This window comes from Streptomyces sp. XY006 (assembly GCF_002237655.1).
GTDB classification, from domain to species: domain Bacteria; phylum Actinomycetota; class Actinomycetes; order Streptomycetales; family Streptomycetaceae; genus Streptomyces; species Streptomyces levis.
The window spans coordinates 63540-77232 of sequence record NZ_NOKT01000017.1; the positions used below are offsets into that span (position 1 = coordinate 63540).

Consider the following 13693-nt stretch of genomic DNA (forward strand, 5'->3'; position numbering starts at 1 on the left):
CCGTGCGGCGGGCCGTTTGAATTCAGGCTCCCGTACGGATCACCGGGAAATCGTCACTGCTTTTCGATGACGGCCTTGATGCGGTTCAGCGTGGCGTCGAGGTCCTGTTCGAGCTTGGCGGTCCAGTCGGCGACGAAGCGCTTGCGGTCGTCCTCGTCCAGGTCGGCGACGATCTTGTGGATGCCGGCGGTCGCCCGGCCCATGCGGAAGTGGTGGGTGAGGACGCAGCCGTCGTCGGCGGGTGCCATGTCGAAGCCCCAGATGCTCTCCTGGTCCTCGCGGGCGTGGGTGAGCATCATCCACTGGAAGGTGCGGCCGGGCTCGGCGGCGGTGATGCGGCACTCGGTGTGCCAGACGCCGCGCACCAGGGGGGCCCAGGCCACGACGTCCTCGCTGCGCAGGTTCTCGCCGCGGAAGACGGCGCCGACGGTGGAGGGTTCGCCGGAGACCCACGTGCCGCCCCGGCATTCGGGGCTCCATTCGGCACTGCGCGGCAGATCACTGACGACGGAGTAGACCTCGAGGGGGGTCGCGGAAATGTGAATGTCGGCCTTGAGCTCGAAGAGCGGCGAGGTGTCGATGATTGACTGAGTCATGTGCAGAATTCTGTCGAGGCCGTCCGGCGCCGGTCAAAGCTCGGCTTTCTCATTTGTCAGGTCGAAATTCCCGCATTTCACCGGCGCCGTGTGCTCCGGCCGGCTCAGGCCCCGGCACCCACGCTCAGCACGATTTTGCCGTGCACCTTGCCCTCCTCCAGCCGCCGGTGGGCCTCGGCGGCGTCGCTCAGGTGCAGCCGCTCGGTCGCCCGGGGCCTGAGGCGGCCGTCGGCGACGAGCCGGTTGATGGCGCTGGCGGCCTCGGCGAGTTCCCCGGCGGTGGCGTGCGAGATGGCGAAGCCGTGGATCGAACGGTCCCTCAGATACAGCGGCCCCACGGGCAGCACGGGCCGGGAGCGCAGTCCGGCGAGCAGCACGATCCGCCCCCGCCCGGCGAGCAGGTCCACCGCGGTCTCCAGGTCGTTGGTGCCGGAGGCGTCGAGGTAGAGGTCCGCGCCCGCGGGGGCGGCGGCGCGGATGCGCCCGGGCACGTCGGAGTCCCGGTAGTCGACGACATGGTCGGCGCCGAGGCCGCGGCAGTACTCGGCGTCCCGCGCGGAGGCCACGGCGATCACCCGGGCGCCCGCGGCGGCGGCCATCACCACCAGGGCGCTCCCGACGTTCCCGCCCGCGCCGAGCACCACGACGGTCTCGCCGGAGCGCAGCCGCCCGTGGGTGAACAGACCGAGGTAGGCGGTCGCGGCCGGGTGGGCCAGCGCCACGGTCTCGTACGGGTCGGCGCCCTCCGGCAGGCGGTACAGCCGGTCGACGGGCACCACCACGCGTTCGGCGGCGGCTCCCTGACGGCCGTCGTGGCCGAGGCTGTTGCACCACACGCGGTCGCCGGGCCGGAACCGGTGGACGCCGGAGCCGACCGCGGCGACGGTGCCGGTGAGGTCCCGGCCTATGACGAAGGGGAAGGTCAGCGGGGTCCGCCAGGCACCCGAGCGCACGAAGGTGTCGACGTGGTTGACGGAGACGGCGGTGACGTCCACCAGGACGTCGGTCGGCCCCGGTTCCGGCGTGGGCTGATCACCGTAACGGATGACGTCCGGAGATCCGAGCTGTTCAATGTAGGCAGCACGCATCATGGTCAAGGATTCTGGCGCAGAGGCCCGGCCCGCGTCCGCGCGCGGCCCGGACCCCGGTGCGGATCTGTCAGATCGGAAGCATCTCTGTCAGATCCGCCCCCCTCAGACCAGGTTGAGACGGGCCAGTTCGCGCCGGGAGCCGACGCCGAGCTTGGGATAGGCCTTGTACAGGTGGTGCTCGACGGTCCTGCGGCTGAGGAACAGCTGCGCGGCGATCTCCCGGCTGCTGTTGCCGTCCGCCGCCAGCCGGACCACCTGCAGTTCCTGCGGGGTCAGCCGGTCGAGGACGTTCTCCGCGGTCGCCTTGGCGCCCGTCGTCGCGTCGCCCGCCGCCCGCAGTTCCGCCCGGGCGCGCTCCACCCAGGGCGCGGCCCGCAGCCGTTCGAAGTTCTCCAGGGCCGACCGGAGCGAGGCACGGGCCTCGTTGCGCCGCCGGGCCCTGCGCAGCCACTCCCCGTACAGCAGCTCGGTGCGGGCCCGCTCGAAGGGCCGCCGGCCCTGCTCGTGCAGCCGGAGCGCCTGCCGGTAGTCCTCCTCGCGCCCCTCGACCAGGGCCCGGCAGCGGTGGGCCACCGCACGCGCCCAGGGCTGCCGGCCGGCCCCCGCCCAGGCCTCGAAGGCGCGCATCGGCCGCTCGGCCCGCTCGGGCTGCCCGAGCCGTACCGCGGCCTCCACCTGGTCGGCGACGGTGGCCATGGCCAGCGCCGTGTGGCGTTGCGGCCCCGGGCCGACGGCGGTCTCCAGCCGGCCGAGGGCCGCCTCGTAGTCGCCTTGCGCCAGTTCGAGCAGGCTCAGCGCGCTCTCGCCGGCCACCCTGCCGACCTCGGGGACGTCCCGCGTGAGGCCGCGGCAGCGCTGTTCGTCGCCCTCGATGGCCGCGATCCGGGCGGGCACGCCGTTGAGCCAGGCGACGCGCTCGCGCAGCCCGGTGTCGCGGGCGATCTCCACGGCCTCGGCCACCGACGCCTCGGCGTCCCGGTGCGCCCCGGCGAGCACCTGGCGCTCCGCCAGCAGGTGCAGGGCCTGCGGCAGGGCGCCGATCAGCCCCTGCGCGCGGCAGCGGGCCACCTCGGCGGCGGCCAGTTCCATGGCCGTCGTGTCGTCCCCGAGCAGGACGGCGCTGTGCAGGGCCCGGCTCCGGGCCTCGTCGGAGCCGTCCCGGCCGTCGGCGACGGCGCGCTCCAGCAGGGGCAGGCCTCCGGCGTAGTCGTCGTCGACGAGCCGGGCCATGCCCTCCACCATCGGGTCGGACTCCCCCGAGGACGCCAGCCGCTCGGCGGCCTCGCGCACCGAGTCCGCGTCACCGGCGAACCAGCCGTACGTGGCGCCGGTGCGGAGCATGGCCCGGCCCAGGCCGGGACCGGCGGCGGGCGTCCGCCCCAGCAGCAGGCGGGCGGCCTCCCGCTGCTGTCCCGATTCGAACATCACGGCGGCCCGCACGGGGGCCAGCCGGGCCAGGTCCTCCGCCTCGGCGGTCGACTGCTCGGCCTGCTCGGCCAGCTCCCGTGCCTGCCCGGCGTGTCCGGCGTTGAGGGCGCAGGCCGCTGCGTCGGTGAGCCGCCGGACCTGCGCGCGGCGGTCGGGGGTGAGCCGGGCGGCCTGCTGGTGCAGGAGCGAGGCGGCGGCGTAGGCGCTGCGGTCGGCGGCCCGCTCGGCCGCGGCGACCAGTTCGGACGCGACCCCGTCGTCGGGTGAGGTCGTGGCCAGCGGCAGGTGCCGGGCCCGGCAGTCGGGGTCCTCCGCGGCGTCGGCCAGCGCCTGGTGGACGGCGATCCGCCGGGCCAGTACGGCTCCCTGGTAGGCGGCCGTGCCGATCAGCGGGTGGCGGAAGACGACGGTGCTCTCGGTCACCTGGATCAGGCCCGCCCGCTCCGCGTCCTCCAGGTCCTCCAGCGTCACGCCCAGCGTCCGGGCCGCCTTCATCTGCAGCGGCAGGTCGCCCCGCCCCTCGGCTGCGGCGAACAGCAGCGCCAGCCGGGTCTTCTCGGGGAGCCCGCCGATCTGGGTGCGGTACGACGACAGCACCCGGTCGGCGACCGTCAGGGGCGTGAACCGCCCGGGGTCGTCGCGGCGGGCGGCCCCGAACTCGATGAGCGCCAGCGGGTTCCCGGCGGACTCGGCGATGACCTGGTCCCGCAGGGCGGGGGCGAGCCCCAGGTCGGCCAGGAGGCTCACCGCGTCGCCGGTGTCCAGCCGCGAGGGCCGCAGCTCGGTGAGGCCGGGCGCGGCGAACCCCTCGTCCCGGGTCGCGAACACCATGGCCACCTGCTCGGCGGCGAGCCGGCGGGCGGCGAACAGCAACGCGTCGGAGGTGGCCTGATCCAGCCACTGGGCGTCGTCCACGAGGCAGAGCAACGGGCCCTGCTCGGCCAGGTCCGCCAGGAGCGTGAGCACGGCCAGCCCGGTCAGGAACCGGTCCTGCGTCCGCGTGCTGCCCGTCCCGAGCACCGCCCGCAGGGCTTCCGCCTGGGGCGCGGGCAGCCCGTCCAGCCGGTCCTGCACCGGCCACAGCAACTGCACCAGCCCGCCGAAGGCGAGGTCCGCCTCCGGCTCGACGCCGGTGACCCGCAGGACCCGCATGCCGGCGGCCGACGCCGACTCCGCCGCCCGGTCGAGCAGGGCGGTCTTGCCGATGCCCGCCTCGCCCCGCAGTACCAGGGCACCGCTGCGTCCCTCGCGGGCCCGAGCGGCCAGATCCTCTAGCGCCGCCAGCTCGGTGGACCTGCCGTACAGCACGTAGGTGCCCCCACTCCCCGTGATGCGGCCCACCGGTAGGCAAGCCGTGCCGACGTACGTATCCGGTTTCAGAAATCTTACTGATTCGGCCCCGCTGCCTTCCTTCCTACGGTGTGGAACAAGCCGGTTCCCCGATGGAGGAGATCGTGAGCAACTTCTTCGAACCGCTGCCCCTGGGCAAGCTGACGCTGCCCAACCGGCTCGTCATGGCGCCGATGACGCGCAGCCGGGCCAGGGACGGCGTGCAGACCCCGCTGGCCGCCGAGTACTACGCGCAGCGCGCCGGAGCGGGTCTGATCATCACCGAGGGCACGCAGCCCTGCGTGATCGGGCAGGGATACATCGACACGCCGGGCGTGCACACGCCCGAGCAGGTGGAGGCATGGCGCCGGGTGACCGACGCGGTGCACGAGCGGCAGGGCCGGATCTTCGTGCAGGTGATGCACTCCGGCCGGATCGGGCACCCGAGCCTGTACCCGGACGGCGCGCTGCCCCTGGCGCCCTCGGCGGTGGCCTCGGGCGGCCGGATGTACACGCCGGAGGGCATGCTGGACCACCCGACGCCCCGGGCCATGGAGCTGGAGGACATCGCCCGGGCGGTCGAGGACCACATCGCGGCCGCCAAGTGCGCGATGGACGCCGGGTTCGACGGGGTGGAGCTGCACGGCGCCAACGGCTACCTGATCCACCAGTTCCTCGCCGACAACACCAACCTGCGCACCGACGCCTACGGCGGCAGCGTCGACAACCGCATCCGGTTCGCCGTCGAGGTCGCCCGGGCGGTCAGCGACGCGATCGGCCCCGAGCGGGTCGGCATCCGCCTCTCCCCCGGCAACACGGCCAACGGCATCGAGGAGCGCGACCCGGCCACGCTGTACCGGGCCCTGATCCGCGCCCTGGCTCCGCTCAACCTGGCCTACGTCCACCTGATGGAGTTCGGCGGCCGTGACGTCACGAAGCTGATCCGCGAGGAGTGGCCGGGCGTGCTGATCCTCAACCCGCACGCCACCGGCGAAGAGGCCGCGGTGACGCCCGAGGCCGCCGAGGCGGTCCTGGAGGAGGGCCTGTGCGACGCGGTGAGCATCGGCTCGCTGTGGCTCGCCAACCCCGACCTCCCCGAGCGGATCAAGGCCGGCGGCCCGTTCAACTCGCCCGACCCGGAGACCTTCTACGGAGGCGACCACCGGGGCTACACCGACTACCCGACGCTGGACGGCTGACCGACCGGGCAGGCGGCGGGGGTGCGCGGCCGGCGCCCGGCCCGGCCGGCCCCGCCCGTCTCCTGCCCCGATCCCCGACTCCCTGGCCCGGCCGGCGCCTTCTCCCCCGAAGGGCTGCACGCCGGACCGGGCCAGGGTGGGCCAGCGACGACCGACCGCTCAGGGAGCACAGATGAGCAACTCACTCGCCGAGTCCGGCGCCCCGGGTCCCGCCGCGCCGGGCAGGAAACCTCAAGAGACCGATGTCCGCGGCCCGTTCCACGGAGCCGCGGCCCTCTGGCTTGCCCTCATGGCCGGCCCGCTGTCGTTCGGCATCGCGGGCCCGGCCCTGGTCCTGGACGACGCCGCGCGGGACCTCGGCGTCTCGACCGGTGCCGCCACCTGGACGGTGACCGCGTTCGGCTGGGGCATCGCCGTCGGCACGCCCCTGCTGGCCGGGCTGCTGGACCGCCGGGGGGCGCGCGCAGCGCTCACCGTGTGCGGGCTGCTCGTCCTGCTGGGGGCGGGCCTGGTGGCCGGGATACCCGTCCTGCCGGTCCTCGTGCTGGGTACCGCCCTGATGGGCCTCGGCACGGCCGGACTGACGGCGACGGCCATGAGCCTGGCCGGCTCGCCCCGGGCCATGGGCCTGGTCACCGCCTCGCTCGCCGTGGTGGGGTCGACGGCCCCGCTGGCCGGTTCCCTCGTCAACGACGTGCTGTCCTGGCAGGCGACCCTGGCGCTGCCGGTGCTCAGCGCGGTGGCCGTGCCCTTCGCCGTGGCCCGGTGCGCGCACGGCGCCCCGGTCACCCGGGAGCCGTTCGACGCGCTGGGCGCGGTGCTGCTGACCGCGCTGGTCACCGCGCTGGTGTTCGTGCCGCACCAGCCGCTGGTGGCGGGTGTGTGCTCCGTCGTCGCCGCGGGGCTGCTGGCGGCCCGGGTGCGCGCGCGGCCGAGGGGCTTCGTCCCCGCCGTCCTGGTGCGCAACGCGGGCTTCCTGGTCTCGGCCGGCCTCGCCCTGTGCCTGGCGGTGGTCAACTTCGGCATGATGTACGCGATTCCGGAGCGGCTGGAGGACCACACGTCGTGGTCGACCAGCGAGATCGGCGTCGCCATGGTGTGGCCGCTGCTGCTGGGCGGTGCCCTGTCCTGGTTCGTCGTGGCGGTGTCGGCGCGGACGGGACGCCGGGTGGTGATCGGCGCGCTGGTCGGTCTCGCCGTGCTGGGAGCGGTGCTGGCGGTCGTCGGCACCTCGCCCGCGGTCCTGCTGGCCGCTCAGGCCCTGACCTCGATCGCGGCGGCCTCGGGCCAGGGCGCGTTCGCGGTGCACGCCACCTCGGCCGTCCCCGACGACCAACGCCCGCCGGCCATCGGCATGTTCAACCTGTCCTATCTCCTGGGTGCGGCGTTCGGACCGGCCATCGTCTCGCTCCTGTCGCTCTGATTTCCGGCGCCCGGCCGGAGTGCGCCGTCACACCGCGTGGGTGTGACGGCGCACACCGCGTTTCCCAAAGCGCCTCTACATGCGCCAACTGGCATAATCGCCAGAGGGGTTCGCGAATGGACGGTGCGCCTGCCCGGTCGTCGGCCGGCACCGGTCCGGTCCGCAGGCCACCAGGTGACCATGTGGGGGGAGAGGCTGTGGCTCCCGGTGCGCGGGCACGGCTCGCGGAACGCGCGGGAGTCCTCCCGCCGCGCCGGCGGGCCGTGGTCCGTGCGACTCGGCCGTCGTGCACCGTCACTGCCGGCGGTTGGGGAACGAGACACCGGAGGGCCTCGTGTCGCAGAAGAAGGACGCATCCATAGCGGCCGTTTTGGCCTTGCTGGACCTCCTGGCGGGTGAAGGGCCGGCGAACCGCTTCGAGGCGGTGGTCGAGGAGGCCCGCCGGCAGGGCGTGAGCGGCGCCGACCTGCGCCGGGTGGAACAGATCAAGCGGCTGGCCCTGGCCATCCAGGCCCGGCTGGAGCGCCGTCAGCAGTGGAGCGCCGCCCTCACCACGCTCGTCGACACCGCCTCCGATCTGGCGAGTCCGCACACGGTCGAGGACACCCTCAAGATCATCACGCGCCGGGCGCGGCTGCTGCTCGGCGCCGACGTCGCCTGGGTCACCCTGCCCGCCGCCGGGGACGACGAAGCGGGGTTCCGGCTGCACTCGCTCGACGGGCACGTCACGATGCTGAACGCCCGGCTCCGATTACCGGAGGGAGCCGGACTGGCGGCCGCCGTCCTGGCGCACCGTGCGCCGCTGTGGACCTCCGACTACCTGACGGACGACAGTTTCCGGCACGCCGACGAGCTCGATCAGTGGATCAGCGCCGAAGGGCTGCACGCCGTTCTCGCCGTGCCGTTGAGCCGGGCCGCAGCCACCGCGGGGTCGCTGCACGTGGCGGACCGCAGCGTGCGCCCTTTCTCCGCCGACGAGATAGCGCAGGTGAGCATGCTCGCCGAGATCGGCGGCGTGGCGCTGGACCGGGCCGTGTACCTGGACGAGACGGTCGCGGAGATGTCGGCCCTGCGCGAGCGGGTGCGCCGCGCGGAGTCCGAACGGGCCGACGTGCGCGGGCTGGCCGCCGCGCAGGGGGCGCTGCTGGACCTGGTGCTCGGCGGCTGTGACGCGCAGCTGCTGGTGGAGGAGTGCCGGCTCAGACTGGGTGCTCCGGTGCTGCTGTGCGGTCCGCACGGCACGGCGATCGCCGCCTCCGGCGACCTGTCCGAGCACACCCGCGAGGAGTTCACGCGCGTCGCGAAGGACGCCGGGACCCTGCTGGATCCCTCCCCCGCCCTCCTGGACGACGGCATCTGGTCCGTGCCGGTCCTGGCGGGCAGTCATCATCTGGGCGCCCTGTACGTCCAGGCCGGTCCCGCGCTCGCCGGCGACACCGCGCAGTTGCTGCGGTACGCGGCCCGGGTCGCCGCGGTCCTGCTGTCCCTCCAGGAGGGTGGTGGCGCGGTCGTGGAGGGGCAGTTGGGGGACGAACTGCTCGGGGATCTGCTGATCAGCGTGCCCCGGCCCCGGGAGGTGCTGGAGCGGCGCGCCCGCCGGCTGGGCATCGGCCTGGACCAGCCGCACGTGGTCGTGGTGGCCCGCCCCGAGGGGGACGCGCAGGGGCATGCGGTCACCCGGGCGTCGTCCTGCGCGCGCCGGATGAACGGGCTCCAGACGACCCACGAGGGCGACATCGTGCTGCTGCTGCCGGGCACCGACCCGGGCGCCGCCGCCCGGACGGTGCACGACGAGCTGTCGACGCTGCCCGGCAGTCCGCCCACGGTCAGCGGCGCCGGACCCGTGTCGGACCCGGGTGCGGTCCTCCACGGGTACCGGGAAGCGGCACGCTGCCTGGACGCGATGACCGCCCTCGGCGCCACCGGAACCCCGGCCTCTACCCACGAGATGGGGTTCGTGGGTCTGCTGTTGTCGGACCAGGTGGACGCCGAAAGGTTCATTCAGAGCACCATCGGTGCCGTGCTCGACTACGACGAGCAGCGCCTCACGGAGCTGGTCCGCACGCTGGACGCCTACTTCGAGACCGGGGGCAGTCCCACGTACGCGGCCGAGAGGCTGCATGTGCACCCCAACACCGTGGCCCGCCGGCTGGAACGCATCGGTGACCTGATCGGCCCCGACTGGCAGCGGCCCGAACGGGCCCTGGAGATCCAGCTCGCGCTCCGCATGTCCCGGATCCGCCGGGTGCTGCGGGAGCGCAAGGCGCCGGCCGGGGACGCCGCCGGCGATCAGGACGCGTAGCCGAGTACACCGTCGTCCGTGTCGCCCAGGGCCGCCAGGGCGTGCGCGGCCGACGCGAGGGTGACGTGCCGGTGCCAGCCGCGGTAGGAGCGTCCGGCGAAGTCGCGGATGCCCACCTGCTCGGCTCCCCGGGCCAGATCCTGGTCGACGCGGCGGACCATCCCCCGCAGCCGCATCAGGAATGCGGGCGGCACCGACGACAGGTCCGTCAGCCACACCTCCCCCGGCCGGCGCCGGTCGGTGCTCCCCACCCCGAGCAGGAGCAGGTCACACGGCCCGGTTCCGGTCCGCCGGCCCCGAGGTCCGGGGGGCGCCACCCGTACGGCGGTGACGAGCCCGGAGCGCCTGACGGTCCCCAGGCTGTCGTCCGGCCACACCACCGGCCGCTGCAGGCCCCGGCTCGCGCTCATGATCTGGCGCACGGGCCGCGGGGTGGCGTCGAAGCCTTTGAGCGCCGGGTCCGTCACCGACAGCCGCAGCGAGTCGTCCACCCGGAGCATCATCGGCATGCCCCGGTCCAGGAGCCTCGGCACGGTCGAGGCGACGTCGGTGGCGCGGGCGTCCATCACCACGGGCCGGGACGGCAGCCGCCACGCCGCCGCCTCCAGGAAGGCCTGGAGCGCGCATTCACCGAGCGTCTCGGCCGAGGCGTCGTCCGGTATCGACGCACGCCGCCGCCGCTCCTCGGCGAACCAGGACGGGGAGAGCTGCAGCCGCCAGTTGACCGGCACGCTCAGCTCCTCGGCGACCGCCCAGACGCCCACGGCCTGCTGGGCGTTGAGCATCTGGCCGTGCTCGGGGAAGAAGCGCCGCTCCACTCCGACGGAGTGCCGCCCGGCCTTGGGAATCACCATGGGCCGCACCACCCACGCCTGTGGCGGGGCCACACTCACCACGTACCGGGCCAGGGCCCGGCGCACCGGCCCCCACTCCCAGCTCGAGTCGCTGATGAAGTGGTGCAGGCTCTGTTCCGTCGCCTGTCCCCCGACAAGCGCGGCGATGTTGCGTATGGACTTGCGTCCCCTCACCTCCAGCAAACCACGTATGTACTCCATGCCCTTGCGACGTTGGTCGCTGCGGGGCAGGGAGGCGAACAGCAGTGAACACATCTCCGGCAGTGACACCTGGCACGGAGACGCGTACGACGGCTCTTGCATGGTCGGACTCTGCGCTTGTTCAAGGCTCAGCGCGACCACACTCATGAACGGACCCTCCATCGGGAGTAGACGAAGACGATCCGAAGGGCTGCCCGTCCACTGTGCGCGCTGGGACGTGGCGGTCCCAGGTACACGGAGCACAGGACTGGTGACGGGGGGCGGTGGTCGGGCCACCATCGCCTCGCGCGCCCCGCGAGGCCCTATGCGGAACGTTCCCTTCGGGCTGTGACCGGACCACCGCCGGGGTGCGCCGAGGCCTCTTCCGAGCCTTTTCCAGGGGGACTTGACAGAGTGGCGCCGACGGCGGGCGCCGGGTGCCGCAGGCGCGTCACCATGGGATTCCGCGCCGCGGCACACACGACGGGGACCCTGGTGTGGTCCCGCTACCGAGGAGGACACCATGAGCGCTGCCCCGGAGCCACGACCCGTCACCGTATGGTCGGATCTGGGATGCCCCTGGGCCACGCTCGCCCTGCACACCCTGCGCACCACGGCCCGGGAGCGCGGGCAGGACCTCCTGATCGACCACCGGGCGTTCCCCCTGGAGCTGTTCAACCACCAGCCCACGCCCAAGTTCATCGTGGAGCCGGAGATCGTGGTGATCTCGGCGCACCGGCCCGACCTCGGCTGGCGCCTGTGGGCGGGGCGGGAGTACGACTACCCGTCGACGATGCTGCCCGCGATGGAGGCGGTCCAGGCCGCGAAGGACCCGTCCGTCGGCGGCCTGCGCGGCAGCGACGAACTGGACGCCGGCCTGCGGCACGCGTTCTACGTCGAGAGCCGCTGCGTCAGCATCCCCTCGGAGATCCTCGACGTCGCCGCGCACTGCGAGCACGTCGACGAGAAGGCTTTGGCCCGTGCCCTGGAGCGCGGGGCCGGCCGCGCCGAGATCTACGAGCAGTTCCGCGTCGCCCAGGGCCCCGGCGTCCAGGGCAGCCCCCACCTGTTCGCACCCGGGGGCTACGCGGTCCACAACCCCGGCGCGCACGTGGAGTGGACGACGTCCCCCGACGAGGGCGGCGTACCGCGCCTCGACCGCTACGACCCGTCATGGGCCGGGGAGTTGCTCGACCTGCTGTCCGAGGAGAGGCGGCCCGGCGGTGCCTGAGACGAGGGATGTGACCATCTCGGCGGCCGCGTACGCCCGTTTGGCGGCGGCGGCCGAGGCCGAGGGGGTGTCGGTACGCGCGTATCTGGAACGGATCGCGGAGGGGACCACCCCTGAGCGGCCCGGGCAGGACACCCGACGGCCCGCTGCGGGATCGGGATCGGACCGGCGGCTGGTGGCGCTGGGGGTCGGGAATCCGCGGAGGGGCGCCTCCGGCCGCACGTAACGGAAAGGCCGTACCGGCAACCGCCGGTACGGCCTCTCGACCTGCTGTCTCAGCACGTCGGGACGACAGGATTTGAACCTGCGACCCCTTGACCCCCAGTCAAGTGCGCTACCAAGCTGCGCCACGTCCCGTCGCGCCTCGCGCGGGGTGAACCGCGTGATCGCGCAGGTCAACCCTACCGCATACGGGAAGGAGGGTTCAGCCGCGCGGGCCCCGGGGCGGTCAGGTGCTCCGGGTGGGCGGTCTCGGGCCCGGGGCGGGGCGGCAGGTGCCCGTGCGGCGGCGGGGGTTCGTCGCGGGGGCCGCGTCGGCCGCCCATCCGCGCGCCGGTCCAGCCGGCCAGCCCCGCCGTCGACACGGCGACCGCGAGGACGGCCCACCAGGGCAGTTCCGCCTTGGTGGCGTGTCCGGCGCAGGCCGCCACGGCGAGGAGCGCCGTGACGGCACCCCCGGCCGCCTCGGCCCGCCGGACCCGCCGGTCCCCCGCCTCGTCCACCCCGTGGCCCCCTTCGCTCCAGGACGCCCGGGCATCCGCTCCCGGGCATATGCCGCACACCATAAGCGAGCTCCAGAGGCGCGTCTGACCAGGGCGTACGCGGCGTCGGGACACCGGCCGCGCGCTGATGCGCCGGCCGGTGTCCGCACGCGCCCCTCACGGCGGCGCACACGATCAGCGCGCGCCGACGCGTGTCCGCTGCGCGCTGTCCCCGGCCGGGTGCCGCGCGCGGCGGATCGCGGACGGGCCGATGAGGACCGTGGAGTTCACGCCCGCCGGCACGGAAGCCGTGAGACGCTGGTCACCTGGTCCGCGGCGGGCAACCGCCCAGTGCGGCAGCGGCAGTCCGTGGGGCTGGAGGTGGCCAGCAGTCCGTGAGGCAGGTGCGTCAGGTGGTGAGGAGGGTCGCCAGGGTGGCTCGTGTGACGTCGGCCAGGTAGGCGTAGTCGAGCGTCTCGGGGGTGTCGGTCGTCCGGTGGTAGTGCGGGTTGCCCTCCCCCTCGTACGCGCCGATCGTCACATCGCCCCGGGCCTCGAAGGGCATGTAGTCGCTGGCGTAGATGGGGCCGAGCCGGACCGGCAGGGTGGTGTGGTCCGCGGCCGCCTGGGCCAGCACCGCGGCGAAGGCCGCCGAGGCGGTGTCGTTGCCCGGTACGGCGTTGCCCAGGTCGCGTTCCACCGTCACCGACCCGTCCGCCGGTGGTCTGCCCACCATGTCCAGGTTCACGACCCGCTGGACTCCGGCGCCCGCCGCCCGCAGCGCGTCGGCGTACGCCGTGGATCCCCACAGCCCTTGTTCCTCGCCGGAGAACGCCACGAACCGCAGGGTCGAGGTGAGTGCGACCGGCTCCAGCAGCCGCGCGATCTCCAGGACCGCGGCCACCCCGCCGGCGTTGTCGTCGGCGCCCGGGGCCCTGGCCTGCGCGTCGTGCGGGTCCTCCATGCGGCTGTCGTAGTGGGCGCACACGAGGACGACGGAGCCGTCGGCGTCCGTGCCGGGCTTGGTGCAGACGACGTTGTCGCCGCTGTGCCCGGCGTTGGCCCAGGTGTGCCGGGCCACGTCGGTGTACCCCGACGCCCTCAGGCGGTGCTCGATCTCCTCGGCGGCGGGGGTGAGGAAGGGCGAGAAGGTGTGCCGGGTGGGGAAGGCCGCGAGGGTCCGGACCGTGTCCCGCAGCGCGTCCGCGGACACCGACGCGACGGCGGACTCGGTACCCCGCCGCAGGGTTCCGGCCGCCTTCCCGCCCGCGGTCGGGACGAAGGGCTCGGCCGCGCCGGGCGGATACCTCTTCTCGGGGGGCGCGAGGGGCAGGCTCACACGCACGTCGTGGTTCATGA

The 13693-nt window shown here is 74.0% G+C and carries 10 protein-coding genes and 1 tRNA gene; 4 read left to right on the forward strand and 7 right to left on the reverse strand.

All coding sequences use genetic code 11. The features are described 5' to 3' along the window. Positions 1-53: 53 nt before the first annotated feature. From CHR28_RS20710 to CHR28_RS20720, 3 genes are all read right to left on the reverse strand, one after another. Positions 54-596: an SRPBCC family protein gene (locus tag CHR28_RS20710; RefSeq protein WP_094055158.1), complete on the reverse strand. Its 543-nt coding sequence runs from the start codon at positions 594-596 to the stop codon at positions 54-56. A gap of 104 nt (positions 597-700) precedes the next feature. Further along, on the reverse strand, positions 701-1684 hold the full coding sequence (locus CHR28_RS20715; RefSeq protein WP_094055274.1) for an NADPH:quinone reductase: 984 nt from the start codon (positions 1682-1684) through the stop codon (positions 701-703). Positions 1685-1789: 105 nt separating this feature from the next. Continuing rightward, positions 1790-4423 carry an ATP-binding protein gene (locus tag CHR28_RS20720; protein WP_094055159.1) on the reverse strand — a complete coding sequence of 878 codons (2634 nt, stop codon included), beginning with the start codon at positions 4421-4423 and terminating at the stop codon, positions 1790-1792. Positions 4424-4569: 146 nt separating this feature from the next. On the opposite strand from CHR28_RS20720, the gene CHR28_RS20725 reads away from it, so the two are divergent. The 3 genes from CHR28_RS20725 to CHR28_RS20735 all read left to right on the forward strand — a co-directional run bounded on the left by CHR28_RS20725 (position 4570) and on the right by CHR28_RS20735 (position 9368). Then, complete coding sequence (locus CHR28_RS20725; RefSeq protein WP_441351038.1) at positions 4570-5643, forward strand: alkene reductase; 1074 nt, start codon at positions 4570-4572, stop codon at positions 5641-5643. A gap of 172 nt (positions 5644-5815) precedes the next feature. Next, positions 5816-7066, forward strand: a complete 1251-nt coding sequence (locus CHR28_RS20730) for an MFS transporter (protein ID WP_094055161.1) — start codon at positions 5816-5818, stop codon at positions 7064-7066. Positions 7067-7400: 334 nt separating this feature from the next. Continuing rightward, positions 7401-9368, forward strand: coding sequence for a helix-turn-helix domain-containing protein (locus CHR28_RS20735; protein ID WP_094055162.1), 1968 nt, complete (start codon positions 7401-7403; stop codon positions 9366-9368). Here the strand turns inward: CHR28_RS20735 and CHR28_RS20740 are convergent. Beyond that, entirely contained in the window at positions 9356-10570 is a 1215-nt protein-coding gene (locus CHR28_RS20740; RefSeq protein ID WP_441351039.1) for an IS701 family transposase, read from the reverse strand. The two genes, CHR28_RS20735 and CHR28_RS20740, sit on opposite strands and share 13 nt — an antisense overlap. 355 nt (positions 10571-10925) lie before the next feature. Here CHR28_RS20740 and CHR28_RS20745 point away from each other — a divergent pair, with 355 nt between their 5' ends. Continuing rightward, a complete protein-coding gene (locus CHR28_RS20745; protein WP_094055164.1) occupies positions 10926-11633 on the forward strand; it encodes a DsbA family oxidoreductase in 708 nt (235 codons plus the stop codon). A gap of 283 nt (positions 11634-11916) precedes the next feature. On the opposite strand, the gene CHR28_RS20755 is transcribed toward CHR28_RS20745, so the two are convergent. The 3 genes from CHR28_RS20755 to CHR28_RS20765 form a co-directional block, all read right to left on the reverse strand. Then, positions 11917-11990 (reverse strand) — tRNA-Pro (locus tag CHR28_RS20755). Between the two features lie 44 nt (positions 11991-12034). Then, positions 12035-12355: a hypothetical protein gene (locus tag CHR28_RS20760; protein ID WP_094055166.1), complete on the reverse strand. Its 321-nt coding sequence runs from the start codon at positions 12353-12355 to the stop codon at positions 12035-12037. A 388-nt stretch (positions 12356-12743) separates the two neighbouring features. After that, a complete protein-coding gene (locus CHR28_RS20765) occupies positions 12744-13691 on the reverse strand; it encodes a M28 family metallopeptidase (RefSeq protein WP_094055167.1) in 948 nt (315 codons plus the stop codon). Positions 13692-13693 lie beyond the last annotated feature (2 nt).

What these genes read in the sequence shown, in the direction of transcription:
- CHR28_RS20730 (WP_094055161.1), top strand. Translation starts at nt 5,816, where the DNA reads ATGAGCAACTCACTCGCCGAGTCCGGCGCCCCGGGTCCCGCCGCGCCG.
- CHR28_RS20715 (WP_094055274.1), bottom strand. Translation starts at nt 1,684, where the DNA reads ATGCGTGCTGCCTACATTGAACAGCTCGGATCTCCGGACGTCATCCGT.
- CHR28_RS20745 (WP_094055164.1), top strand. Translation starts at nt 10,926, where the DNA reads ATGAGCGCTGCCCCGGAGCCACGACCCGTCACCGTATGGTCGGATCTG.
- CHR28_RS20765 (WP_094055167.1), bottom strand. Translation starts at nt 13,691, where the DNA reads ATGAACCACGACGTGCGTGTGAGCCTGCCCCTCGCGCCCCCCGAGAAG.
- CHR28_RS20740 (WP_441351039.1), bottom strand. Translation starts at nt 10,570, where the DNA reads ATGAGTGTGGTCGCGCTGAGCCTTGAACAAGCGCAGAGTCCGACCATG.
- CHR28_RS20710 (WP_094055158.1), bottom strand. Translation starts at nt 596, where the DNA reads ATGACTCAGTCAATCATCGACACCTCGCCGCTCTTCGAGCTCAAGGCC.